Source organism: Dermacoccus sp. PE3, assembly GCF_001021715.1.
Classification (GTDB): domain Bacteria; phylum Actinomycetota; class Actinomycetes; order Actinomycetales; family Dermatophilaceae; genus Dermacoccus; species Dermacoccus abyssi.
The window spans coordinates 392809-418071 of record NZ_LDCM01000001.1 but is presented as its reverse complement, the minus strand read 5'-3'; the positions used below and the strand labels follow the sequence as shown (position 1 = coordinate 418071).

22 protein-coding genes are annotated in these 25263 nt (G+C 68.5%); 13 read left to right on the top strand and 9 right to left on the bottom strand.

Going from position 1 to position 25263, the window contains the following annotated elements; translation table 11 throughout:
* Positions 1–7 precede the first annotated feature (7 nt).
* Positions 8–661, bottom strand: a complete 654-nt coding sequence (locus AA983_RS01940; RefSeq protein WP_047310527.1) for a class I SAM-dependent methyltransferase — start codon at positions 659–661, stop codon at positions 8–10.
* 168 nt (positions 662–829) lie between these two features.
* On the bottom strand, positions 830–2383 hold the full coding sequence (locus AA983_RS01935) for an MFS transporter (protein WP_052946778.1): 1554 nt from the start codon (positions 2381–2383) through the stop codon (positions 830–832).
* 431 nt (positions 2384–2814) lie between these two features.
* Here AA983_RS01935 and AA983_RS01930 point away from each other — a divergent pair, with 431 nt between their 5' ends.
* The 4 genes from AA983_RS01930 to AA983_RS01915 all read left to right on the top strand — a co-directional run bounded on the left by AA983_RS01930 (position 2815) and on the right by AA983_RS01915 (position 6034).
* Positions 2815–4290, top strand: coding sequence for an amino acid permease (locus AA983_RS01930; RefSeq protein ID WP_052946901.1), 1476 nt, complete (start codon positions 2815–2817; stop codon positions 4288–4290).
* Between the two features lie 188 nt (positions 4291–4478).
* On the top strand, positions 4479–4664 hold the full coding sequence (locus AA983_RS01925; protein ID WP_047310525.1) for a catalase: 186 nt from the start codon (positions 4479–4481) through the stop codon (positions 4662–4664).
* The gene (locus tag AA983_RS01920; RefSeq protein ID WP_052946777.1) at positions 4651–5163 is read left to right on the top strand and encodes a galactosyltransferase-related protein; all 513 of its coding nucleotides are present in this window, start codon (positions 4651–4653) and stop codon (positions 5161–5163) included. Before AA983_RS01925 ends, AA983_RS01920 begins: the two co-directional genes overlap by 14 nt.
* Positions 5153–6034 carry a glycosyltransferase family 2 protein gene (locus AA983_RS01915; protein ID WP_047310524.1) on the top strand — a complete coding sequence of 294 codons (882 nt, stop codon included), beginning with the start codon at positions 5153–5155 and terminating at the stop codon, positions 6032–6034. Before AA983_RS01920 ends, AA983_RS01915 begins: the two co-directional genes overlap by 11 nt.
* Here AA983_RS01915 and AA983_RS01910 read toward each other — a convergent pair.
* Both AA983_RS01910 and AA983_RS01905 read right to left on the bottom strand, forming a co-directional pair.
* Positions 5959–7116, bottom strand: coding sequence for a glycosyltransferase (locus AA983_RS01910; RefSeq protein WP_193642550.1), 1158 nt, complete (start codon positions 7114–7116; stop codon positions 5959–5961). The two genes, AA983_RS01915 and AA983_RS01910, sit on opposite strands and share 76 nt — an antisense overlap.
* Positions 7113–7400, bottom strand: a complete 288-nt coding sequence (locus tag AA983_RS01905; protein WP_047310523.1) for a GNAT family N-acetyltransferase — start codon at positions 7398–7400, stop codon at positions 7113–7115. The genes AA983_RS01910 and AA983_RS01905 overlap by 4 nt, the downstream gene beginning before the upstream one ends.
* Positions 7401–7505: 105 nt before the next feature.
* Here AA983_RS01905 and AA983_RS01900 point away from each other — a divergent pair, with 105 nt between their 5' ends.
* The 4 genes from AA983_RS01900 (at position 7506) to AA983_RS01885 (ending at position 12612) form a co-directional block, all read left to right on the top strand.
* On the top strand, positions 7506–8675 hold the full coding sequence (locus AA983_RS01900) for a phosphatase domain-containing protein (RefSeq protein ID WP_047310522.1): 1170 nt from the start codon (positions 7506–7508) through the stop codon (positions 8673–8675).
* A 74-nt stretch (positions 8676–8749) separates the two neighbouring features.
* Entirely contained in the window at positions 8750–8983 is a 234-nt protein-coding gene (locus tag AA983_RS01895) for a hypothetical protein (RefSeq protein WP_047310521.1), read from the top strand.
* 149 nt (positions 8984–9132) lie between these two features.
* Positions 9133–11151, top strand: coding sequence for a thioredoxin domain-containing protein (locus tag AA983_RS01890; RefSeq protein ID WP_047310520.1), 2019 nt, complete (start codon positions 9133–9135; stop codon positions 11149–11151).
* 159 nt (positions 11152–11310) lie between these two features.
* Positions 11311–12612 carry an MFS transporter gene (locus AA983_RS01885; RefSeq protein ID WP_047310519.1) on the top strand — a complete coding sequence of 434 codons (1302 nt, stop codon included), beginning with the start codon at positions 11311–11313 and terminating at the stop codon, positions 12610–12612.
* Here AA983_RS01885 and hrpB read toward each other — a convergent pair.
* Positions 12603–15158: an ATP-dependent helicase HrpB gene (hrpB, locus tag AA983_RS01880; RefSeq protein WP_047310518.1), complete on the bottom strand. Its 2556-nt coding sequence runs from the start codon at positions 15156–15158 to the stop codon at positions 12603–12605. The two genes, AA983_RS01885 and hrpB, sit on opposite strands and share 10 nt — an antisense overlap.
* A 133-nt stretch (positions 15159–15291) precedes the next feature.
* Here hrpB and AA983_RS01875 point away from each other — a divergent pair, with 133 nt between their 5' ends.
* Entirely contained in the window at positions 15292–16482 is a 1191-nt protein-coding gene (locus tag AA983_RS01875; RefSeq protein WP_047310517.1) for an MFS transporter, read from the top strand.
* A 163-nt stretch (positions 16483–16645) separates the two neighbouring features.
* Positions 16646–17557, top strand: a complete 912-nt coding sequence (locus AA983_RS14540; protein WP_052946774.1) for a DUF559 domain-containing protein — start codon at positions 16646–16648, stop codon at positions 17555–17557.
* A gap of 82 nt (positions 17558–17639) precedes the next feature.
* Here the strand turns inward: AA983_RS14540 and AA983_RS01865 are convergent, their stop codons facing one another.
* Both AA983_RS01865 and AA983_RS01860 read right to left on the bottom strand, forming a co-directional pair.
* Positions 17640–18263, bottom strand: coding sequence for a LysE family translocator (locus AA983_RS01865; protein ID WP_047310516.1), 624 nt, complete (start codon positions 18261–18263; stop codon positions 17640–17642).
* A 7-nt stretch (positions 18264–18270) separates the two neighbouring features.
* Positions 18271–19353: a hypothetical protein gene (locus AA983_RS01860; RefSeq protein WP_156170124.1), complete on the bottom strand. Its 1083-nt coding sequence runs from the start codon at positions 19351–19353 to the stop codon at positions 18271–18273.
* Between the two features lie 87 nt (positions 19354–19440).
* On the opposite strand from AA983_RS01860, the gene ppc reads away from it, so the two are divergent.
* Both ppc and AA983_RS01850 read left to right on the top strand, forming a co-directional pair.
* On the top strand, positions 19441–22227 hold the full coding sequence (gene ppc, locus AA983_RS01855) for a phosphoenolpyruvate carboxylase (RefSeq protein WP_052946900.1): 2787 nt from the start codon (positions 19441–19443) through the stop codon (positions 22225–22227).
* 48 nt (positions 22228–22275) lie between these two features.
* Positions 22276–23217, top strand: coding sequence for a 2-hydroxyacid dehydrogenase (locus tag AA983_RS01850; protein WP_047310513.1), 942 nt, complete (start codon positions 22276–22278; stop codon positions 23215–23217).
* A 91-nt stretch (positions 23218–23308) separates the two neighbouring features.
* On the opposite strand, the gene AA983_RS14535 is transcribed toward AA983_RS01850, so the two are convergent.
* Both AA983_RS14535 and AA983_RS01840 read right to left on the bottom strand, forming a co-directional pair.
* Positions 23309–23704, bottom strand: coding sequence for a DoxX family membrane protein (locus tag AA983_RS14535; protein ID WP_052946773.1), 396 nt, complete (start codon positions 23702–23704; stop codon positions 23309–23311).
* A 133-nt stretch (positions 23705–23837) separates the two neighbouring features.
* Positions 23838–24314 carry an NUDIX hydrolase gene (locus AA983_RS01840; RefSeq protein WP_047310512.1) on the bottom strand — a complete coding sequence of 159 codons (477 nt, stop codon included), beginning with the start codon at positions 24312–24314 and terminating at the stop codon, positions 23838–23840.
* A 144-nt stretch (positions 24315–24458) separates the two neighbouring features.
* Between AA983_RS01840 and AA983_RS01835 the strand changes: the two genes are divergently transcribed.
* Positions 24459–25259: an SDR family oxidoreductase gene (locus tag AA983_RS01835; RefSeq protein WP_047310511.1), complete on the top strand. Its 801-nt coding sequence runs from the start codon at positions 24459–24461 to the stop codon at positions 25257–25259.
* Positions 25260–25263 lie beyond the last annotated feature (4 nt).

The following is a 25263-nucleotide window of genomic DNA, read 5'->3' as shown; positions in this document are numbered from 1 at the left end:
CCGGTGATCAGGTGCGGCGCGCGATGACGACGGCCTGAGGGTCGCGCTCGCCGCCGACTGCCGGACGCTCGAGCCGTGCGATCACCTCGAGCTCTACCACCTCGAGCGCAGCTGACATGTCGTCCGGCGTACGCAGGTACCGAGTGAGGACGATGTCGTGGCCCCGTTGTCGGTAGGCGCCCGAGGCGTCGCGTTCGCCCTCGCCCGCCTGGAAGGCGACGAGGACGCACCCGCCGGCGCGCGTCACCCGCGCGAGCTCGGCGAGCATCGTCGGCAGGTCGCTGTCGGGGTTGTGGATCGTCGAGTACCAGCTGAACGCTCCGTCGAACCACGCAGTGTCGTGGGGGAGCGCGGTCAGCGTCCCGACGCGCGTGGTGAACTGCGCGTGATCACGGTGCGCTCGACGAATCATGGCCGGTGACAGGTCGACGCCCTCGACGTCGGCTCCGAACCGGGCGAGCAGCGGCAGCATCCGGCCAGCTCCGCAGCCTGCGTCGAGCACCCGCGGGCGCGCACCGTCAGCGCTGGTGAGCAGACTGACGAAGTGCTCGATCATGGCCACGTCGACCGGCTGCTCGGCCTCAGTGGCGCGGAAGTGATCGGCGTAGAGGTCGGCCACGTCGTCGTAGGCGGCCCGTACGCCGTGCTCTTTTGAGGTCACGCGAGCGAGGGTAGCGAGCGTTGGGCAGACTTCGGTGCGGTTGGGCCGAGGCGGGCACTGCCCAGCCGCAGGTGAGTCTGCCCAACGCCACGCGAAACCTCTGAACACGCGCCGCGGGCCCGCCCACCGAACAGGTGAGCGGGCCCGCGTCAGGCGAAGCGTGGGCGATCAGACGCCGGCCAGCTTCTTGCCGTCGCCGAGGTCCTCGCCATCGGCTTCGGCGTTCGCGACGTCGTGCGCGTGGAACGGCAGCTCGTCGTGGTCGAGATCCGGGTTGTCGTGCTGGGTCTCGACGAGCTCCTTGGCCTCTTCCTCGCTACCGACCGTCGGCATCGAACCGGGCAGCGGCCTGCGCGCCGACTCCTTCATGCCGATGAGGGCGATACCGCCGAGGACGGCGAAGAACATCGTGTAGAGCGCCGGCGACGCCTTGCTGCCCGTCAGCTTGACGAGGGACTCACTGATCGTCGGGGCGGTGCCGCCGAAGAGCGAGACGGCGATGTTGTACGACAGGGCCATGCCGCCGAAACGCGATGCCGTCGGGAACAGCGCCGGAAGCGTCGAAGCCGACATGGCGACGTAGAACGTCACGGAGAACGCCAGCATGAGCATCGAGAGCCACACGAGGCTCTTGTTCCCCATCATGAGGTACGCGGGGTAGGTGAACACCAGGGTGGAGATGATGGCGATCCAGTACACCGGCTTGCGGCCGATCTTGTCCGACAGCTTCCCCACGAGGGGGACGGCCAGGGACAAGGCGATGAGGGCCGGGATAGTCGCGGTCGCGGCGCCGAGTGTCGTGTAGTCGTGGTTGGACTCGAGATACCCGGGCATGTACGACGTGAGCGAGTAACCCGCCGTGTTCGTGGCGCCGACCAGGGCCATCGCGATGAGCAGGGGGCGCCAGTGGTGCTTGACGATGCCGATGAGGCCGAGCTGCGTCTGCGACTCGTCGATCTCGTCGTGCTTCTCCGCGGCCGCGTTGGCCGCCTGCGTCGATTCGAAGGTCGGGGACTCCTCGATCTTCATTCGGAACCACAGAGCCAGCAGGCCGAACGGGATAGCGAGCAGGAACGGCACACGCCAACCCCAGTCGAGCATTGCGTCGTCGCCGACGCCGAAGCTCAGGGCGGCCACGACGGCGGCACCGATGGCGAAACCGAGGTAGGAGCCGGTGTCGAGGAAGCTCGCGAGGTAGCCGCGCTTCTTGTCGGGGGAGTACTCGGCGACGAAGGTCGTCGCGCCGGAGTACTCACCACCGGTGGAGAAGCCCTGGACCATCTTCAGGACGATGAGCGCTGCGAACGCCCACCAGCCGGCTGTGGCGAAGGACGGCAGGAGCCCGATGAGGCCGGTGCCGAGAGACATCGCGATCATCGTGATGGCGAGCGTCTTCTGGCGGCCGATCTTGTCGCCGAGCGGCCCGAAGAAGATGCCGCCGAAGGGGCGAGCGAGGAAGCTCACCGCGAAGACGGCGTACGTGATGATCATGCCGGTGGTCTGGTCGGTGGTCTGCGGCTGGAACACCTTCGTCATCGTGGCGGCGAGGTAGCCGTAGATGCCGAAGTCGTACCACTCCATGAGGTTGCCCATGGTGGCGCCGGAGATGGCCTTCTTGAGGGGGCCCTTCTCGACGACGGTGACGTGGTTGACCTCGAGTTCGGGGTGTGCGCCGTGTGGTCCGTCCCCCACGGACCCGGCTGCTTGGCGGACGTCAGACATCGTTCCTCCTGCGCACACGCGGCGGACGAACCCGAACCGGGGCGCTGGGATAGCGAGCATTATTCGTTTGAGCGACCGTCAAGCAAACCGGCGGGGTTGCGTCTTGTCCATTCGAAATGGCCTGCGAGGGCGCGAAATTCGTAGCGAGTCCCGCGAGCGACCCAAGGATGCCAACGCAATTCGTGAGTGGTGTGAAGTGCCACACACATAGAGCGACGATGCATCTTTTCGGGTCGATCGCGCGACCGATTCCTCGGCCGACGACGTTCCGGGTGTTCACCGGCCGTGGCGGTGAGTGACCTGCTTCACTCGCGGTTGTTACCCTTGGCCGATTTCGCGAGAGCGCGGGCTCATGGGCGCGCCCTCGGGGTCGCCGATTTCCACTGTCTACAGGAGCCACCATGTCCACGAGCGTCGATTCGCCGCCCCCGATGCCAGGAGGCGAAGGGAGCCTGCCCGGCGGGGCCGGCGACAACGACCTGCGCCGCGACCTCAAGGCGCGCCACCTCAACATGATCGCCATCGGTGGCGCCATCGGAACGGGCCTGTTCCTCGCCTCCGCCGGCTCGATCAAGGACGCCGGACCCGGCGGCGCGCTCGTCGCCTACGCCGTCATCGGTTTCATGGTGTGGCTGCTCATGCAGAGCCTCGGTGAGATGTCGACGTACCTGCCCCTGGCCAACTCCTTCGAGGCCTACGGCACGCGCTTCGTCAGCCCCAGCTTCGGCTTCGCGCAGGGATGGAACTACTGGATCAACTGGGCCGTGACGGTGGCCGCCGAGATCGCGGCGGCCGGCATCATCGTCAGTTATTGGTGGCCGGACGTCGACCAGAGGTTGGTCGCCATGGTCTTCTTCGCGGTGCTGTTCACGATCAACGCCGTGAGCGTTAAGGCATTCGGGGAGAGCGAGTTCCTCTTCTCCTCGATCAAGGTCCTCACCGTGCTCGTCTTCCTCGTCGTCGGGGTGCTCATGATTTTCGGCATCATGACCGACGCCCCCGGCACGAAGAACTGGACGACGGGTGACGCGCCGTTCGTCGGGGGCTTCACCGGCCTCATCAGCATTTTCATGATCGCGGGGTTCAGCTTCCAGGGCACCGAGATGATCGGTGTTGCCGCGGGCGAGGCCGACGAACCGGAGAAGACGATCCCCAAGGCGATCCGAGCGGTCTTCTTCCGCATCCTGCTCTTCTACGTCGGCGCCTTCATCGTCATCGGCTTCCTCCTGCCCTACACCGACCCGAAGCTCGCGAAGTCTGCCGACGGCGACATCACGGCGTCCCCGTTCACCCTCATCTTCGAGAAGGCCGGCGTCGTGGGCGCAGCGAGCGTCATGAACGCCGTCATTCTCACGGCGATCCTTTCCGCCGGCTCGTCCGGCCTCTATGTGTCGACGCGCATGCTGTACTCGCTCGCGCAGTCCGGCAAGGCGCCCAAGATCTTCCTGCGCACGAACAAGCGGCACGTGCCGATGCTGGCTCTCCTCGCAACGGCCGGTGTGGCGCTGGCCTGCTACGGCCTCAGCCTCGCGTCGGAGGATGCCTACACCTGGCTGGTCAATGCCTCCGGTCTCGCCGGATTCATCACGTGGTGCGGCATCGCATGGAGTCACCTGAAGTTCCGCCGCGCGTACGTGGCCCAGGGCGGCGACATCGCCGACCTTCCGTTCCGCGCAAAGTGGTTCCCCCTCGGACCCATCGTGGCGCTCGTCATGTGCGCCGTCGTCATCGTTCTGCAGAACTCGGATCTGATCTTCGAGGGAACCGTGGAGCCGGGCGGTCTGCTCGAGAGCTACATCTTCCTGCCGATCTTCCTGGCCGTGTGGGCGGGCCACAAGCTCGTCACGAAGTCGAAGAAGGTCGAGCCCCTGGAGGCCGATCTCACGCGTACGCGCAACCACGACTGACGCTTCCGGTGACCACGAGACCCTCGCCTTCGGGCGGGGGTCTCGTGCATGTGGGGCGGTTGCGATCGGCCCACGCACACCCCTGCGGACGTGGTGGGTCGCACTTCGTCGGGGATAGCTTGTGAAAGAGGTCACGATCCAAGGTTGCGCCGCCACGAGCAAGTGCTCCCATGAAGTTGGAGGTCCGAATGGCTGACCCGCACACGACCCGAGGCAACGCAGACGAGATCCACCAGGACGTCCGCGACGACGATGTCATGACGACGCAGCAGGGGAGCGTCGTCTACGACGACCAGAACTCGTTGCGCGCAGGGGATCGCGGTCCGACACTCATGCAGGACGCGCACATGCGCGAGAAGAGTGCCCGAACCTGACTTCTGTGCACGCGTCGTCGCCGCGTGCGCGGACGACGCCCTCGTCGTCGGGCGCCGTCGGCACGCCGATCTGAGCGCTTTGGGGCGCGCGGGCGTAGCCGCCCTGGCCGCCGGTGAGCTCGCGGACGACCACCTTCCGCTCCTCGAGGAACCGCAATCGCTGCGTGAGGGTTACGCGCGCACCCGTGACCTCGCCGAAGCGGGCCCTGATGACTGGCGTTACGTCATCAGCGCTGTGCTCGCTCTACCCCGTGCGGTATTCACCGCGCTCGGCGGTTTCGACGCCTCACTCGTCGGCTATGGCGGTGAGGACTGGGATCTCGCGTACCGCGCCTGGAATGCCGGGATTGCGCTGCGTCACGTTCCGAACGCAGTGGCGTGGCACGACGGCCCGGACGCCGCCGGGCGTCAGGGTTTCGCAGAGGCCAAGGAGTGGAGGACCGAGGAGGCGGCGCAGCGTGCCGTCGACGTCGTCGAAGGAGCTTGTTGTGCCGCATGATTCGCGCTTCGGGCGCACAGTCGTGGTGACGCCGGTGCGCGGTCGCCTGACGCATCTCGTCAACCAACGACGATTCCTCCGAGCCGTGGCACCCGGCATCCTTCATGTCGTGGTGGGTGTCGACATGCCCGATCTCGAGGACGACCTGCGTGCCGCAGGAGTGTGGGGTGACGTCGTTCTGGCCTCGGTCGACGACGATCCACGGGGCATGCCCACGGCGCGGGCACGCAACGCAGGGGTCGAGGCGGCGCGCGAGCACGGGGCTCGGCGGGTCGTTCTCCTCGACGTCGATTGTGCGCCGCTGCCAGGTTTCCTCGAGGCCTTCGACGGCGCCGCCGAACGCCTGGGCGAGTCTGCCGTCCTCAACGCCGTCGTGACCTACCTGCCGCCCGAACGACGTCTGGAGGGGTGCTCGCCTGACGAGGCGATGCCGTGGGTGGATCCCCATTCTGCGCGCCCCGCGCCACCGAGTGGTCGGGTCGTCGTCGACGAGTCCCACCGTCTGCTGTGGTCCCTCGCCGTCGGGTTGGAGCTCAACGTGTGGGACCGTATCGGGGGATTCGACGAGGCCTATGTGGGTTACGGCGCCGAGGACACGGATTTCGGGCAGCGCGCCCGGACTGCGGGGGTGTCAATGGCATGGGTCGGGGGAGCCCACGTGGTGCATCAATGGCATCCGAGCGTGATGCCGCCCGTCCACCACCTCGTCGACATCGTGCGCAACGCAGGCGTGTATCGCGAGCGGTGGGGGGCCTGGCCGATGGAGGGGTGGCTGGCGCAGTTCGCTGCGAGCGGCTACGTCGTGTGGAGCGATGCGTCGCTGGAACTCACCGACGCAGGCCGTGCCGCTGCGGCGCAGGCGCGCTCGTAGATCGCGGCGTGAGCGCGAGCGATGTCGAGCCGCTGGGCTCTTCGCTGCTGCGCGGCGGCGCCGGGCGGTCGGGGCTGCGCCAAAGCGCGGGCGACGGCGTCTGCGACCGTGCGGGGGTCGAGCCCGCCGTCTGCACCGAGAGGGTAGAGCGTGGGCTCGTGTTGCTCTCGGTAGAAGCCGATGTCGGGGGCGACGACGCGTACGCCGAGGTCGTGACACATCTCGATCCATCCCGAGTGGGTGCCCCACCGGTAGGGCATGAGGCTGACGTCGAGCGAGCGCAGGTGGGCGTGGAGGGCAGCGTCGTCGTACGGCTCGTGAAGAACGAGATCGATGCGCCCTGCGGCGGCCAGCTCGTGCGCCAACCGGGAGACCTCGGGGTCGTGACTGGGATCCCGCAGGTCGTCCGTGACGGCGTGCATGGTGACGACGGGGTCGGCGAACTCACTCACGAGAGCGAGGGCGTGCAACGCTCCGAGAGCATCGACATTGGCTCGCAAACTCTTGAGGTGCACACCCACGCGCGGACGGGGCGTCGCGGGTACGAACGGGGCGGCCTCTGTTTGTGACAGGTCATCCAGCTCGACGATGTGAGGGTGCGCGACGACGTGCGCTTTTCTCCCCCAACGTTTCTCGATGACGTCTCGAGCACCCTCGGTCAGAGTCACCACGGCGTCCGCTGACGGCACGAGCACGTCCAGCCGCTCGAGTTGAACGCGCTCGTCGGGGATGTGCGGATTGACCAGATCGTGCACGGTGACGACCAGTGCCTTCCCGTGTTCGCGCAACTCGCGCACCACCCGGGCCAGTGCGTGTGGAGTGAACGACTCGAACCCGAAGTGGATGTGCAGGACGTCGAAGTCCGTAGCGTTTCGTGCGACCCAGCCCGGTTGGAGCATCCGCGGCGGCCACCAGCGCACACTGCCGTCCTCACCGACCACGGGTGGGTCGGCGAGGCGCAGGACACGGCGACCGGCATCGGCCTCGTCACCGGGCGGTGGCGCGAGGTGACGGACGTAGGGGTGGTCGGCCGGAACGGAGGCCACCCGCAGGGCTGCAGGTGGCCGTTCTCCGCAGATCACGAGGCGCGCAGATCCTCGTACTCGGGGTGCTTGCTGATCCACGAGTCGACGTACGGGCAGGTGGGCTGCACCTTCTTGCCGCCGGCGCGGATGTCGTCGAGCGCGAACTTGACGATTTGGCCCGCGAAACCGCGGCCTGCGAACTGCTCGGGGACGACGGTGTGCGGCATGTCGACGACGTCGCCGGACTCGCGGTAGTCGGCGATGCCGACGAGCTCGCCGTCGAGGAAGCCCTCGAAGCGGCCGGTCTCGGCGTTCTTCTGGACGGAGATGACATCACTCATGCCCCCACCCTGCCACGCGCAGGCTGCGTTGATGGTGGCTCTCGCTAGGGTGAACGCAGCGACCCGCCGCTCGCCGACGAGCCCTGCCCCACAGGAGGACACCCCGTGCCCAGCACCCTCGATCTGCTCACCGCCCTCATCGACGGTTCGACGAGCCGTTCCGAGGAGCGCGAAGTGCTCGACATCCTGCGCTCCGCGCCCGCCGCCGAGCTCGACGAGGCCATGGAGAAGCTCGACACCGTCGAGTTGTTCGACAGCGTCGACAACCGGCTCATCGGCCGCGATCACCGGGACGACCTCGTGCAGCTTCTAGCCTACGAGCGTCGTGACGACCTCGGCCTGCACGCGCAGGCGTCGATCATCCGCGGTATGCAGGAGGGCCACACGGACGAGGTCATGGAAGCGGCGATCCGCGACATCCTGCTCTCGCACGCGGGCAACGACCTGTCGCACCTGAAGAACACGATCAACCTCGCGAAGGGCCGCCACGACCTCGAGGGCCTCGTGTTCTCCGACGTCGATGACGAGGGAATTCGCGAGGAGATCCTCGCCCACTTCGCGGCGAGCTCGTCGCTGGACGGGGAGCGTCAGGCGAAGGCGTTGTCGGACATCGACGACACGGCGCTGGCGAAGATCCACGAGGACCGCTACCCGAAGGGCAGCGTCATCCCCGGCGTGCTCGAGTTCTACGAGGCACTCGACCTGGGCCCGCGCGACGAGCCGATCTCGCGGGGCGACCTCACCTTCGTCACGGCGCGACCCTCGGATGCGCTCGGGCTCATGAAGGGCCACAGCCGCGAGACGCTGACGAAGGCCGGGCTGGCCGACATGTCGATCATGACCGGCAGCATCTTCAACCTCGCGACGCACGACTCGATGGCGGCCAAGAAGGTCGAGAACATCGACCACTACGCCAAGCTCTACCCCGAGTACGACCTCGTCTTCATCGGCGACTCGGGCCAGGGTGACATCGCCGTGGGTGAGGCCATCGTCGAGGCGCACGGCGACGTCGTGCGGGCCGTGTTCATCCACGACGTCGTCGCGATGGCTCCGGCTGAACGAGAGAAATTGGCCGCGAAGAACATCTGGGTGGTCGACACGTACGTGGGCGCCGCGGCGAAGGCGCACGAGCTCGGGCTTGTCTCGCCGGCGGGTGTGAAGCGGGTGATCGCGGAGACGAATCGACTGCTCGACGAGATGGCTTGGGAGACACCGGAGCAGGAGCAGACGATTCGGTCGCTCGTCCAGCGCGACGCTGCCGCAGCAGGTCTCTGACACCTGGAACATACCGATCCGTTCGCAAAATGCATCGAATCGGTATGTGCCGGAGCGTTACAGAACGTTCACCTGTGTTCGGGGTGTTGACCTTTAAAGCGTTGCCCGAAGGTGGCACGGTAGAGGGCATGAGCCTGGAAGAGTCGCTTCTCCTCGTCGTGAGCTCGGTGATCGTGATGTTCGTCCTGATCTTCGTGCTGGCGACGGTGGAGGAGCGGATGTTCGACGCGGTGCTCGTCTCACCCGACGAGGACGAGGCCGTGGATGCCACAGCCGACACCGTGACAGAACTCAGTCGCGCGGCGTAACACCGCCGCCGTCCAGCGCGCCCAGGCCCTCGTCGGGCAGGCGCGTGAACAGATCGATCGCCGTGCGCACCCGCGTCGGCGATCGGTCGATGCTTCACGAGCATCCGATGTCCGTTGTCCCTGTCGGTGTCGGCCACTAGCGTCGAGGCATGGCCAATCGTCTTGCCGCATCCCTGAGCCCGTACCTTCGTCAGCACGCCGACAACCCGGTCGACTGGCGCGAGTGGGACGACGCGGCGTTCGCCGAGGCGCGTGAGCGCGACGTTCCGATCCTGCTCTCCGTCGGGTACGCGGCCTGCCATTGGTGCCACGTCATGGCACACGAGTCGTTCGAAGACCCTGAGGTCGCGGCCGTCGTCAACGCGAACTTCGTCGCCATCAAGGTCGACCGCGAGGAACGCCCCGACATTGACGCCGTGTACATGAACGTCACGCAGGCGCTCACCGGCCACGGCGGCTGGCCCATGACGGTGTTCCTCACGCCCGACGCTGCACCGCTGTACGCGGGCACGTACTTCCCGCGGGACCACTTCCTCCAGGTGCTCTCCGCCATCGACGACGTCTGGCGCACTGACCGCGAGCGCGCCGAATCGAGTGGCCGCGCCATCGTCGACGCCGTGAGCGGAATGACGGTGAAGACCTCCACCAGCGCTATCGAGTTCGACGACGAAGCGCTCGCCGCGTCGATCACGGCGTTGCGGCGCGAGTTCGACGACGCTCGCGGCGGCTTCGGGGGAGCCCCCAAGTTCCCGCCGTCGATGACGCTCGAACACCTCCTGCGGCACCACGCCCGGACGGGTGACGCCGACGCGCTCGCCATGGCCGAGCGCACCTGCGAGGCGATGGCTCGCGGCGGAATGTACGACCAGCTCGACGGCGGCTTCGCGCGCTACAGCGTCGACGCCGCGTGGGTCGTGCCGCACTTCGAGAAAATGCTGTACGACAACGCCCAGTTGTTGCGCGTCTACGCCCACCTGTGGCGTGCCACAGGTTCGGCGCCGGCTCGTCGCGTCACGGTCGAGACCGCCGAGTTCATGTTGCGTCGGTTGCTCACCGACGAGGGCGCGTTCGCTTCGGCACTCGACGCGGACACCGACGGCGTCGAAGGACTCACCTACGCGTGGACGCCGGCGCAGCTCGTCGAGGTACTCGGCGGCGAGGACGGTGCTCGCGCTGCGCGCCTGCTCGAGGTGACGCCGCACGGCACGTTCGAGCACGGCAGTTCGACGCTGCAGCTGCGCCGAGACCCCGGAGACGTGTTCGCCCCAGACGAGGTGGGCGACCCCGACGCGTGGTGGCACGACGTTCGTTCGCGGTTGCTCGCCGCCCGCGACCGGCGGCCTCAGCCGGCCCGCGACGACAAGGTCGTCACCTCCTGGAACGGACTCGCGATTGCAGCACTCGCGGAGGCGGCTATGATTCTCGACGAGCCGCGCTGGCTCGACGCGGCGCGCACCGCGGCCGACGTCGTGCTCGAATCACACGTCATGGACGGTCGGCTGCGCCGCACCTCGCTCGGCGGTGAGGTGAGCGAAGCGCTCGGCTGTGCCGACGACTACGGCAACCTCGCCGAGGGCCTACTCGTGCTCCACCAGGCCACCGGGGAAGCGCGCTACCTCACGCACGCCACGGAGCTGCTCGATGCTTCGCGCGACCTCTTCGTCACGGACGGCGCCGTCTACGACACGGGCTCGGACGCCGAACAGCTCTTCACCCGGCCCCGTTCGACAGGCGACAACGCCGAGCCGTGCGGCGCGTCGGCCCTGGCGAGCGCGGCGGTCATGGCGTTCGCGCTCACGGGAGAGGCGGACTACCGCGAGTTCGCGGAGGTGTGTATAGGGCAGTTGGGTGCCGTCGCGCGTCAGGCGCCCCGGTTCGCCGGGTGGGCGCTCGCCGCAGCCGAGGCGCTCGCGGCGGGGCCGGTTCAGGTGGCGATCGTCAGCGACGGCGCTTCGCCCGACACTGACGCCATGGCCACGGCGGCTTGGCAGGCAACGAGCCCTGGCCTTGTGCGGGTCGTTGGCCGTACGGATGCCGAGGGTGTTCCGCTGCTCGCCGACCGCCCGGCCGCGGACGGCGGTGTGACTGCCTACGTCTGCCGGGGGTTCGTCTGCGACGCGCCAACGACGGAAGCCGGCGAACTCGAGCGGAGCCTGCGGGAGGTCTGACCCGGCCGCCCGACATCAGCTGACGCACTTCGGTGCAGCTGACGCGATTCGAACTGGCTCAGACTGCGTCACGCGCACCGAACTGCGTCACCTGCGGCGGTCCGGGCTAATGTCCGAATCCTGCCTGGCTCGTGCTTCGGCGCTGTTACCGTCACGCGCATGACGAGTGGGGGCGCGGCGAACGGGGTGCGCGCGGACGACGTTCTGCCCACTCGCGTGCGCGCGGGGTACGGCTTGGGATCGGTCGCGACGGGTTCGTTCGGCGCCGTTCCGGGGCTGCTCCTTCTGCCCCTGCTCACGGACAACCTCGGTGTCGCGGCGTGGCTCGCCGGCCTTCTCGTCTTCCTGCCGAAGGCGTGGGACGTCATCTTCAACCCCATCGTCGGCGGCATCGGTGATCGGCGCGGCGCATCATCCCGACGCCCGTTCCTCCTGCGCGGTGGCCTGACGCTCGCCGTCCTGTTCGCTCTGCTCTTCTTCGGGCCGAGCTCGACGACGGCGGGGGCGATCTGGGTCGTCGTTCTCTACTTCGCGTGCGCCAGCGCGTACGCGTTCTTCCAGGTGCCGTACATGGCGCTGCCCGCCGAACTCACCTCCAGCTACGACGAACGCACCCGCCTCATGACGTGGCGCGTCGCCGTGCTCGCGCTCGCCATTCTCGTGAGCGGCGGCCTCGCACCCGTCGTGCGTGACGCGGTGGGCTACTGGGGTGTCGGACTGTTCGTTGGCGCCCTGATCGCGGTGGGCACGCTCGCGTCGTGGCGTGGGACCGCCGGCGTCACTCCGCGCGTGACGACGAGTTCCGTGGGGTCGCTACGGGAGCAACTGCGCGTCGTCAGCGCGAACCGTGCCTTCCGAAACCTGGTGTGCACGTGGATCATCCAGGCCCTCGCCACCGGAGCGATGCTCGCCGGCGTCGACTACGTCGCACGCTGGGTCCTGGAGGACGACGGTGCGGCGACCGTCCTGTTCGTCTGCTTCGTCGGGCCGGCGCTCCTCGTCACTCCGCTGTGGCAGCGCTTCGCCGAGCGTCGCGACAAGCGACAGGGCTACGTCGTGGCGTCCCTCGTCTTCGCGGTGGGCGCGCTCACGACGTGGTGGGCCTCGAACGTCGGCATGGCAGCGACAGCCCTGACGCTCGCTGTCGTCGGCGTCGGCTACGCGGGCATTCAGCTCTTTCCGATGGCGATGCTGCCGGACGTGGCGGCCGACGACGCGACGGCGTCGGGCGAGAACCGCATCGGCACGTTCACCGGGGTCTGGACCGCGGGGGAGACACTCGGCCTCGCCCTCGGCCCGTTCCTCTACGCCGCCGTGCTGGCACTCGGTGGGTACGCACCGTCGAGCGGAGGCGGCGCGACCCAAACCGGCCAGGCGATCACCGCCGTGGCGCTCGGTTTCACGGTGATGCCGGCCGTGCTCGTCGTCGTGTCGCTGCTGTTCCTGCGCCGCTATCGCTGAGAACCGAGACGGTTCTTCGTCTTCGCGGTGGCGACGTGCGTCGTCGGATCCTCGGGCCACGGGTGTTTGGGGTAGCGCCCGCGCATGTCGGCGCGCACGCCCGCGTACGGCCCGGCCCAGAACGACGCGAGGTCGTCGGTGATCGCGAGCGGACGCCCCGCCGGTGAGAGCAGGTGGAACAGCACCGGGGCGCGGCCGTCGGCCAGGCGCGGGGTCTCATCGAGCCCGAAGCACTCCTGAAGCTTCACCGCGACGACCGGTGGATCGGCCGGGTCCTCGGGGTAACTCACCCGGATGCGCGAGCCGCTCGGTACCTCGAAGCGTTCGGGTGCGAGGTCGTCGAGGCGGGTCGCTTCGGGCCAGGGAAGCAGACGACGTAGCGGGTCGAGCAACCGCACCGACGACGCCTTCGCCCCGCGAGCGAGTGCGTCGAGCTCCGGGCCGAGCCACTCGTCGGCGCGGTCGAGGAGGCTCGTATCGTCCATCGCCGGCCAGAGCTCGCCGAGGTGGTGATGGAGGAAGGCGAGGCGGCGACGCAGAGCAGTGGCTTCGTCGCTCCAGGTGAGCAGGTCAAGGCCGTGCCTGTGCAGAGCGTCATGGACGGCCGCTCGCGCGGCCTCGGGTGTCGGCTTCGTCGGGGTAGCCGAGAACTCGATCGCGCCGAGGGCCTGCACGCGACGCGCGGTGACACGGCCGTCGTCCCAGGTGGCGCGGACTTCGTCGACGAGGAGGTGGCTCGCGGCGCGCTCGGCCAGTTCGCGCGTCAGCGGCGCGGCGAGCCTGACGACGGCGCCCGTGCCCTGTGCGACGCGTCCGTCGGCCCGCGTGGCGTCGGCGACGGCGAGCCATTCGTGGTGGCGCAGGGGCGAATTCGGCGGAAGCGCCGCGCGGGTGCCCGAAGCGTGAAGGTAGACGCCGTCAGTCACTCGCCGAGCCACCCGCTCGGGGTAGGCGAGGGCCACGACGAACCCGTCGGCGCACTCCCCGGGCACGGGCGGCGTGTCACGTGCCGGTTCGCTCGGGCGGTGTTCAGCGAGGCGGGTGAGGCGGTCGCGTTCCTTCGACCACCGAGCTCGGGTGGGGCCGCTCAGCTCTCGCAAAGCGCGGGCGAGGTCAGCGTCGTTCGCGCGGAGATCGTCGGAGAGGGCCGCCACGACCCCGGCGGCCCGACGGACGTCGACTCCCTCGCCCGCGACAAGCAGCGCCCGCCCCAGGCGTGGGTCGGTCGGCAGATCCGCGAGGGTGCGACCCAGCGGGGTGAGACGACCGTCATCCGAACCGTCGAACGCCCCGAGGGCGGTGAGTGACTCGTCCGCCGCGTGCAGCGCCGCAGCGGGCGGCGCCGTCGGCAACCGCAGCCCGACGCCGCCGGGCGTGCCCCACGCGGCGAGCGTCAGCGCTGCGGAGGTGAGATCGGCCGTCGAGATCTCCGGCGTGACGTGCTCGGGCATCCGCGCGAACGTCCGCTCGTCGTAGCAGCGCACGACGCGTCCCGGCCCCAGACGGGCCGCGCGTCCGGCTCGCTGCTCGGCTGACGCTCGCGAGCACGCCACCGTCACGAGGCCCGCCATGCCGCGTGCCGCATCCCGACGCGGTTCGCGCGACAGGCCGGCGTCGATGACGAGCCGCACGCCCGGCACGGTGAGTGACGACTCCGCGATCGCCGTCGAGACGATGACGCGCCGCGGCTCGTCTGGCCCGCGCCCGGCCGTGATGCGGTCCTGCTCGCGCGCGTCGACGCGCCCGTGCAATTCGAGCACGTCACGATCCGGTAGGGCACGGCGGACGGCGTCGGCCACGTGCGACACCTCGCGCACGCCGGGCAGGAACACCAGGGCGTCGTCGTCGCTGGTGCGAGCAGCGTCAACCGTCACGCGGGCAACGTGGTCGAGGAAGTCACGCGTCACACCGCGCGCGTCGGTGCGTGGCGTGTCGAAGGGCGCCCAGTCGAGCGTCAGCGGGTGCAGCGCCGAGGGGCAGTCGACGAGCGGCGCGACGCCGTCGTCCCCGGCGAGGACGTCGGCGAACGTCGGGGCGTCGAGTGTGGCCGACATCGCGACGAGGGCGAGATCGTCGCGCAGTTCGCGCACGTCGGCGAGCATGCCGACGAGCAGGTCGGAGTCGAGTGAGCGCTCGTGGACCTCGTCGAGCACGACGGCGGCCACACCCGTCAGCTCCGGGTCCGCCAACAGGCGGCGCACGAGCAGTCCCGGCGTGACGAACTCGACGAGCGTTGACGCGCTCGTGCGCGCATCACCGCGCACTGCATATCCGACGTGCTCGCCCAGCGTCGTGCCGGAAAGCTGCGCCAGCCGGCGGGCCGCTGCGCGCACCGCGACCCGTCGCGGCTGCGTCAGGATCACACGACCCACACCCGCGACGTGGTTCGCAACGAGCGGCGGCGCCAGCGTCGTCTTACCGGTACCCGGCGGTGCCTGAACGACGGCGACGCCCCGCGTCAGGGCATCGCGCAACGCGTCGAGTGACGCCGCGAAGGGCAGCCCCGCGCCGATGCGGTCGAGGTCGAATTCAGGCACGTTCGCCATCCTTTCGTGCCGGGCGCGACGCACGCCAGCGGCAACCCGAGCGACGCAGCGTCAGGGCGATGACGTGGGTGGCCGCCCGGCCTGCGAGAGTGGACCTCAACACCGTCATTTTGCGAGAAGGAGTCACCGCGTCATGCCCAGGTCTGTGTCGTCGCTTCGAGAACTGCGCGACTCGGGTTGGCCCGGAGTGGTGGCGCTCGCCGTCGGCATCTTCGCGATGGTGACGGTGGAGGAACTGCCGATCGGCGTTCTCACCCTCATCTCCGACGACCTGGGTGCGTCGAAGGGCGCCGTGGGTCTCGGTGTGACGCTCGCCGGCGCCGTCGCGGGTGTCATGGGTCTGTCGACGAGCGTCGTCATCGGCACGCTCGACCGGCGCCTCGTGCTCGTGGTTGCTCTGCTCCTCGTCAGTGCCGCCACGGCAGCGACGGCGGCCGCGCAGAACGTGGCCGTCTACCTCGTGGCGCGCCTCATCGCGGGCCTCGGCATCGGCGTGTTCTGGGCGCTCATCGCCATCGTCGCGTCACGCATCGTGCGCCCGGAGCGCGCTGCGCTCGCGACGACGGTCGCGTTCACCGGCGCCGCGGCGGCCACGATTCTCGGCGTTCCGCTCGGCACCTGGCTGGGCACGACGTGGACGTGGCACACGGCCTTTTTCGTCCTCGCCGCCCTGTGCCTCGTGACGGCCGGCGCGCTGTGGGTGCTCGTGCCGCGCGTTCTCGTCACGGAGCGCTTCACGTTTGACGGCTACCGCCACGCGTGGTCGATCGGCCCGGTGCGGTTGGCCCTGTTCGTCACTGCGGTGCTCGTCGTCGCGCAGTTCTGCGCGTACACGTACGCGAGCCCGGCGCTGCAGGAGTTCGCGGGCGTGAGCGAGGCCGGCGTCGGCGGAATGCTGCTGCTCATGGGTGTTGCGGGCCTCATCGGCAACGTCGGCTCGGCGCCGATCATGCGCACGCGCCCGATGCTCGCGCTGCTGCTCGTGACCACCGGCATGACCGTCGGCGTGTTCGTTCTCATGATTTCGGGCGCACCCATCGTCGCGGCGATCGCCATGACGATCTGGGGCCTGTTCGGCGGCGCAATGGCCGTCGTGCTTCAGCACTGGGTGCTTACGTCGGCGCGTCACTATGCCGAGCCCGCAGCCGCGCTCGACTCGGGCATCTTCAACTTCGCCATCGCCGGCGGCGCCGCGCTCGGAGCCCTCGTGCTCGACACGAGCAGCATCCACGCGGTCTACGTCGTCGCCGCCATCGGCATGCTGACGGCGACGCTCATGGTCGTCGCCTACCGACGGCGCATCACCCGCGCAGCCGCGCGCTGATGCGCACGATGTGAGTGTTGGCCCGGTCTGTGACCGGCGCCGCTCACACACTGGGCCAACACTCACAGGTTGTTTTCCCCAGGTGTGACGCTCTGACACCCCTTTCCACAGGCGGCGGGCCCGACGTCGGCACGAGGCAGGCGACGCGACGCACGCTGACGGCATGACCGAACCGCTGAAGCGCCGTCTCGCCGAAGGCCGCCATGACTTCCACCGTTCCGACGCCGATCGGCAGGGCCTGTCGAAACGCACCCTCGCCTCCTGGGTCTCCGCCGGACTACTGGAGTCGTTGGGCGGTGGGGACTACCTCATCGTGGCACCACTCGTTGGCGTCACCGCGTTCGAGCGTGCCCGATGCCTTCACCTTCGCCGTTGCGGCAGTCTGTTGGCCGGACGGCCAGACCTGTACCTCGTCGGACGTTCCAGCGCGGTGGCTCACGGCGTGGCCGTCCTGTCCGAACCCGAACGGGTCGAGGTCTCCCGCCGACCTCGCGTGCAGGCTTCACGCGGAGTGCTGCATTCCTTCATGCCGTGGGGCAGCGAGACCGTGGTGATCGAAGGCCTGCGATGTCAGCGGCTCGAGGAGGCCTGCGTTCAGATTGCCGCTGCCCACGGTCCGCGAGCGGGACTGGTGACGGCGGACGCCGCCGCGCACGCGGGCGTGACTAGGTCCAGCCTGCTCCAAGCGTCGCAGGTCTTCGGGAAGCGCCCCGGCGCTCGCGAGGCGCGCCTGGCCGTCTCGTTGGCCGATGGTCGGGTGGAATCGGTCGGCGAGTCACTGGTGCGGTGGGAGGCACACGTGGCCGGGGTGCGACTCGTGCCGCAGGTCGTCGTCCACGACGACGTCGGACGGTTCGTGGCCCGGGTCGACTTCGTCATCGAGGGCACGAACGTCGTCGTCGAGTTCGACGGAATGGGAAAGTACGCCTCACCCGACGACCTCCGCCGCGAGAAACGTCGGGAGATGGCGCTGACTCGCCTCGGATATCGAGTGCTGCGTTTCACGTTCGATGACATGCGTCGCCCCGGATATGTGGGCTTGATGCTGGCGCGAGCTGCGGCGACGGCCGCGTAACGATGTGAGTGTTGGCCCGGTCTGTGACCGGCGCCGCTCACACACTGGGCCAACACTCACAGGTTGGGCCGGAACTCACACCTCACGCGAGCTTCGTCGCGAACTCGACGGCCATGACGACGCCGAGCGCCACGAGCGCCCACCCGGCGAGGACGACGGCGCGGCGGTAACCGGTGTCCGTGAGTCGGTCGCGCCCGCGGGAGACGAGAACGGCGAGGACGGCCTTCGCGCCGACCAGCATGAGGTAGAACACCGCGACGAACGCGATCGCGGCCGCCGGACTCGAGCGCCACGCGGTCACCGTCAGCGGCCCGAGGAACGTGAGCCAACTGATCCACGGGTGCGGGCTGACGAGGTTGAGCGCGATGGCGCGGCGCACCTCGTCACGACCCGTGCGGCGTGGGGCTCCGGCGCCGAGCGCGAGGCTCTCCGAACGGGCCTCGCGCATCGTCTGCACGCCGACCGCAGCCACCGCGATGCCACCAACGACACCGAGCCAGGCCAGCCACGACGTCGGCATCCGGCCCAGCGCAAGGAGCGTCACGCCCACGACGACGGCGTCGCTGAGCAACGGCACACAGGCCACGGCGAGGCCCCGGCGCAGCCCGCCGCGCAACGTCGCGGTGACGACGAGGACGAGCAGGGGGCCGGGGCTGATGCCGGCGGCCAGCCCGAGGCCGAGCGCCGTCACCACGGTTGAGATCATCAGTCGACTACCTCGAGAGACTCAGATGGTCGATCGCGGCCGCAACCAGATCGGCATCCAACACGAGGTGGTCGCTAGTGACGGAGAAGCCGAGCTTCAGTCGTCCTTCGAGGTCTTGAAACTTGACCAAATTGGTGCAGTTTGGTTTTGGGCACTGACACTTGAAGTGGCCGTTGAAATCGATTTCAGCTCGCCCTGTGGGTGGATCGATTCCTCCCAAACCTTCGTGCGACTGGGCCGCAGCTAGGTGAAGGTAGGCCTCAATCAAGTGCGTGAGTTGGGATTGCGGTAGCAGGCCATGGGCGATATCCATTCTGCTTGCTAAGGCGTAGGGGATCCTCGAACTCGAGAATGAAGAGGGGCGGATGTAGTTGCCGTATTCTGCGAGCTCTAGCCCTAGGGCCTCCAATATGGCTACGGCCTCGTCCCTTGAGGTTCCAAGATCAATCGCGGCTTGTTCTGCCGAGGGGCCGTCCATTTCGAAAAAGCGAGCGACCTGCGCGGGGGTGGAGCGGCCTGCGTCTAGTTTCCGTGCCGCGTCGCTTAGTGCGAGGAAGGCATCTACCCGTTCTAGGGCGGTCTGGCTGGCGGTGCGGAGGTCCGTGGCGACCTCCTTGGCGCCAGCGTAGATTCCAAGCAAACCTCCCACTTGTTGGAATGCCTGGGTGAAATCAAGCCATCCGACAGAGAAGCCGTTGCCAATTGCCGGCATGTCGACAAGACATATTTTGCCAACTTCACCAGGTATTGTTCCACGCTCCCATCCGCGCTCCAGCCCTGCGACAGTAACTTCGGCCCAGCTTACATTCCAGTCTATCTTTCCCGCGGTTGTCGGGATATTCAGGTCGTACGCTGAGGCAGTGGAATGTGTGTACTTTTTGAAGGATACTCTAAGGGGAGGTCCACCTCTCTCGGAGGCTGGTCCGCCTTGCATGGGAAGGTTTTTCATTGCAATGGTTGCTATCTCCTTGAGTGTCATCGAGGGATTTGCTTCCACGGTCACTTCTGGGAGTTCGTTCCAGGGGCCAGAAATGGGCGGTTGATCGTCAATGGCTGGGCGTTCGAGGCGAACTTCAATTTCTCGGAGCATGTTTTGATGCTAGTCCCGTCGGTGTCCGCGCACTCTCTGACATGGACACCTGCGCCGGCCCCGAACAAGGTTGACAGGATGGAGGGCATGTCTGAACCACTGCACTTCATCACGACCGACGCTGACCGCTCCCAGACCGAGCCGCTGCGTGACGACATTCGCCTCCTCGGCGGCCTGCTCGGCGACGTCGTGCGTGAGCACGAGGGCGAGCGCGTCTTCGGCCTCGTCGAGGACGCCCGCGTGCGCGCGTTCGGCGTGCGTCGTCAGGAGGTGGACCGCGGGTCGTTCGGCGACACGCTCACCGGCCTCGGCACCCGCGACGCCCTCCACGTCATCCGCGCCTTCAGCCACTTCGCGCTGCTCGCGAACATCGCCGAAGATCTGCACCGTGAACGCCGTCGCGCCAGCCATGTCGCGGCGGGCGAGCAGGCCCCGGACGGCTCCCTCGCCGCCACCTACCGCAAGCTCGCGGGCGCGAGCATCGACGGTGACCTCGCGGCCGAGCGCCTGGCTGGCGCGAGCGTCGTGCCCGTCATCACGGCCCACCCCACCGAGACGCGCCGCCGCACGGTCTTCGAGGCGCAGAGCCACATCAAGTCCCTCATGCGCGAACGCGAGCGCATGACCCTCGACCCGGTCGAGGACGCGGAGAACCTGCGCCAGATCAAGCTGTGGATCCTCACGCTGTGGCAGACGGCCCTGATCCGCCTGTCGAAGATCACGATCACCGACGAGATCGACGCCGGCCTGCGCTGGTACGACGCGGCGTTCTTCGACGTCATGCCGCAGATCAACGCCGGCCTGCGCACCGCGTTCGACGAGCTGTACCCGGGCAAGGGCATCGGCGAGGAGCCGATGCTGCGCGCCGGTTCGTGGATCGGCGGCGACCGTGACGGCAACCCCAACGTCACGGGCGAGGTCGTCGACTACGCCACGCGGCGCGCGTCCGAGACGGCCGTCGGGCACTACCTCGACGAGCTGGCGCAGCTCGAGAAGAGCCTGTCGATGTCCGTTCGCATGTCGCCGACGAGTGACGGCCTCCTCGCCCTCGCCAAGCGCGGCGCCGACGCCGGTGACGCGCGCGACGACGAGCCGTATCGTCAGGCGCTCGCCTGGGTCCGCGCGCGTCTGTCGGTGACGTTCGAGGCCTTCTTCTCCGAGACGCACGCCAAAACCATGACGCTCGACGCGGCCGCTCCGGCGTACGAGACCCCCGAGGAGCTGCTGGCGGATCTCGACATCGTCGACGCGTCGCTGCGCAGCACCGGCGACAACCTCATCGCCGACGACCGGCTCGCCACCCTGCGTGAGGCCGTGCGCACGTTCGGCTTCCACCTCTACGGCCTCGACATGCGCCAGAACTCCGAGACGCACGAGGCGACGATCGCCGAACTCTTCGCCTGGGCGGGCGTGCACGACGACTACGCCTCGCTCGACGAGGACGCCCGCGTCGAACTCCTCACCGCCGAGCTCGCGTCGAACCGTCCCCTCGCGGGCCCGTCGGCGTCGTTCAGCGAGACGACGCAGAAGGAGCTGGCCATCACGGCGGCCGCCGCCCACGCGGTGCGGACCTTCGGCGAGCAGGCCGTGCCGAACTACGTCATCTCGATGTGCACGAGCGTCTCCGACATGCTCGAGACGGCCGTACTCCTCAAAGAAGCGGGCCTGCTCACCGTCGACGGCGGCACGCCCGTCTGCTCGGTGAACATCGTGCCGCTGTTCGAGACGATCGAGGATCTCCAGGTCTCCGCGACGACGCTGCGCGCCGCGCTCGACGTGCCCGCCTACCGGGCGCTCGTCGACGGCAAGCGTGGGCTGCAGGAGATCATGCTCGGCTACAGCGACTCCAACAAGGACGGCGGCTACATGGCCGCCAACTGGGCGCTCTACCGCGCCGAGCTCGACCTCGTCGAGGTGGCCGAGGACGCCGACATCCGGCTGCGCCTGTTCCACGGCCGCGGCGGCACCGTCGGTCGTGGTGGCGGCCCGAGCTACGAAGCGATCCTCGCGCAGCCGCCCGGCGCCGTCCGCGGCTCGCTTCGCCTGACCGAGCAGGGCGAGATCATCGCCGCGAAGTACGCCGAGCCGAAGCTCGCCACGCGCAACCTCGAAGCGCTCGTCTCCGCGACGCTCGAATCGTCCCTGCTCGACGTCGAGGGTCTTGAGCCCGACGAGGTGGAGGCCGCCTACACCGCGATGGACGAGATCGCCGCGCTCGCCCGTGAGGCGTACGGCGACCTCGTGCACCGCACCGACGGCTTCGTCGAGTACTTCAAGACCTCGACGCCCGTGGCCGAGATCGGCGAGCTCAACATCGGCTCGCGCCCCAGCTCACGCAAGGCAACGAACTCCATCGACGATCTGCGCGCCATCCCGTGGGTCATGTCGTGGTCGCTGTGCCGCGTCATGCTGCCGGGTTGGTACGGCACCGGCGCTGCCCTCGAGCGGTGGATCGGTGACGACGAGAAGCGGCTCGAGCAGCTGCGCGGGTACGCGGAGCGGTGGCCGTTCTTCCAGACCGTCATCTCCAACATGGCGCAGGTCATGGCGAAGTCGGATCTCGGTCTGGCCGCCGAGTATGCCGAACTCGTCGAGGACGAGGAGCTGCGTGAGCGCGTCTTCGGCCAGATCCGTGACGAGCACGCGCGCACCCTCGCGATGTACGAGAAGATCACCGGCCACGACGACCTGCTGTGGGACAACGCGGCGCTCAAGCGTTCGGTGTTCAACCGTTTCCCGTACCTCGAACCGCTCAACCACCTCCAGGTCGAGCTGCTGCGTCGCTACCGCGCCGGTGACGACGACCCGCAGCTCAAGCGCGGCATCCTGCTCACGATGAACGGGCTGGCCACGGCGCTGCGCAACTCGGGCTGACGGCTCTCCGCTGCCCACGGTCGTTCGGGCAGTTGGCAGGATGGGGCCATGAGCAACGTCGTCATCGCGGGACAGCACGTCCTTCTGCCCGACCTGACCGAGGAACTGACAACCGAGGACGGCGCGCTGTGCCTGCCCGCCGACGAGAGTGAGCGTCGCAGTTTCCTCGATGAGCACGGAGCCGGCGTGAAGGTTGCCGTGACGTCCTCGTTCGCCGGTTTCGACGCCGACCTCATGGACGCCCTGCCCGATCTCGAACTCATCGCGAACTTCGGCGTCGGCTACGACAGCACCGACGTCGAGGCGGCGAGCGAGCGCGGCATCACCGTCTCGAACACCCCCGACGTCCTCAACGACGGCGTCGCTGACCTCGGCGTCGGGCTCATCATCGACGTGCTGCGCGGGATCAGCGCGTCCGACCGGTTCGCCCGCGCGGGGAAGTGGAAGAACGGCGCGTTCCCGCTCCAGCGCGAGGTGACGGGGCGGCGCGTCGGCATCCTCGGTCTCGGCCGCATCGGCCAGGAGGTGGCGACGAGGCTCGAGGGGTTCCGGTGCGAGATCGGCTACCACAACCGCAACGAGGTCGAGACGAGCTACCGCTACTTCGGCGGTGCCGAAGAGCTTGCCGGCTGGGCCGAGGTGCTCGTCGTCCTGACGCCCGGCGGTGCCGCGACGAAGGCGCTCGTCGACGCCGACGTCCTTGCTGCGCTCGGGCCGGAGGGCTACCTCGTCAACATCGCGCGCGGCACCGTCGTCGACGAGGACGCGCTCGTCCAGGCGTTGAACGACGCCACCATCGCGGGGGCGGGCCTCGACGTCTACCCGAACGAGCCCCACATCAACGAGGCTCTCATGGCGCTCGACAACGTCGTGCTCACGCCGCACATTGCGAGCGGCACCCGCGAAACGCGCCGTGCGATGGCCGACACCGTGCTGGAGAACGTGCGCACGTGGCTCGCCGACGGCCGCGCGGTGACGCCGGTCAACTGATCGCTCCGTCGAGCCGCGACACGACGAAGCCGCCCGTCCCCATGGGGGAGGGCGGCTTCGGTGCGATCTGGGCGCCTGGTGGCGCGACGGATCAGCCCTTCGTCGACAGCAGCGTGATGAGGCCACCGGCAGCGGCGACGTTGCCGAAGAACTTCGTCATCTGCTCGTTGCGCTCCTGCGGGTCCTCGAGGTTCCAGAAGTCGTGCGCAGCGGCCGTCGTCACGCCGATCATGCCGAGCAGGCCGATGGCGGACAGGTTCGGCTTGATGCCGAGCGCGAGGGTCGAACCGAGGGCGACCATGCCGGCGCCGTTGGCCTGGATGAGCTGCTCGGAGGTGGCGGGCACCTTCTCCTTGACGCCGTACTGCTCCTGCGCGTTGTCGATCAGACCCGTGAGGTGCTGACGGTTCACGAGAGCGTTACGGCCGCCGTAGATGAACAGCGAGCCGATGAGTGCGCGGCCGAGGGCCTTGCCGGGGTTGACCATGGAGAATCGCAACCTTTCGGGGAATGTCGGTGGAGGGCGAGCGCCGCCCACGTCTGCCAACGCATAAGCCTGCCCGATCGGGCGCTATTCCGCACGGAGCTCATGATGTGACCGATCCGACACCGGCTCGGTGTCATGACGCCGGTGTCTCGATGCCCTCCACGGGGCGACCGTTCTCGAGGTAGAGGCAGTGCGGTGCGTCCCAGGCGGCGAGGACGCGTCGTCGGACCGGCTTGGAAAGGAGGGCTTTCGCACCCTCTCGATCGACGAAGCGGTGGCTGCGGATCTCGCTCTCCTGCAGCTCGATCGACGCGGTCCGCTGGTCGGTGAGCGTGCCGCAGTGGAAGAGGAAGCGCAGGCCGATCGTGCCCGTCTGCTTGTCGGGCCGCGTGTCGACGACGGCGAGGCGCCCCGAGGTGACGACGAGCCCCGTCTCCTCGAGCACCTCACGGCGGCAGGCGTCCCAGGGTGATTCCCCGTCGGCCTCCATCGCGCCGCCGGGGATTGTCCAGCCCTTCTTGTAGGTCGGTTCGAGGACGAGGAGGTTGCCCGCCTCGTCGAAGAGCATGGCGCCCGCGGACGCCGGGATCTCGGGTGGGAACCACGTCATGTCCCCGAAACTACCCCGCGTCTTCGCTGGTTTCGACCCGAAGTCCGGGCGGCCCGGTCTCGTTCCGGTGAGGCCGTGTGCGGGGTTGTCGGTGTCGTGTGATGTGATCGGGAACACGTTGAGCGACGGAGCAAGGAGCGAATCATGGAGCTGGCTGGCAAGGTGTGCATCGTCACGGGCGCCGCGGGAGGAATCGGCGCCGCGATGGCGGAGGCCTTCCTCGAACAGGAGGCCAAGGTCGTCATCAGCGACCTCGACGGTGACCGCCTCGAAGCGACGCGGGAGCGCCTCGCACAGACCCACGGGGCCGTCGCCGCGCGGGCGGGCAACGCGGCTGACCCGGCCGACATCGCCGCCATGATCGCGCTGGCCGAGGAGACCTTCGACGGGCCCGTCGACGTCTACGCCGCGAACGCGGGTATCGGCGGTGGAGCCGACCTCGCCGACGAGGCAGCGTGGGCGGCGTCGTTCGACGTCAACGTCATGGCGCACGTGCGCGCAGCGCAGGCGCTCGTGCCGGGGTGGGTCGAGCGCGGCGAGGGCTACTTCGTTTCGACGGCGTCGGCCGCCGGCCTCATCACGCAGCTCGGCTCGGCCACCTACGCCACGACGAAGCACGCCGCCGTCGCGTTCTCCGAGTGGCTTGCCGTCACCTACGGCACGAAGGGTGTGCGTGTGTCGTGCCTGTGCCCCATGGGCGTCGACACGGCGCTGCTCACCGACGTGAGCGAGGGGTCGCGCGTCGCCCAGCGCGCCGTCACGGAGTCGGGGCCGGTGCTCAGCCCCGAGCAGGTGGCGCAGGACGTCGTCGATGTCATGCGGGCCGAGACCTTCCTCATCCTCCCGCACGCCAACGTGCTCGACATGCTCCGCGGCAAGACGGCCGACTACGACCGCTGGATCTCCGGCATGCAGCGCTTCGGGGAGCACCTCGCGACGAGCTGACGGT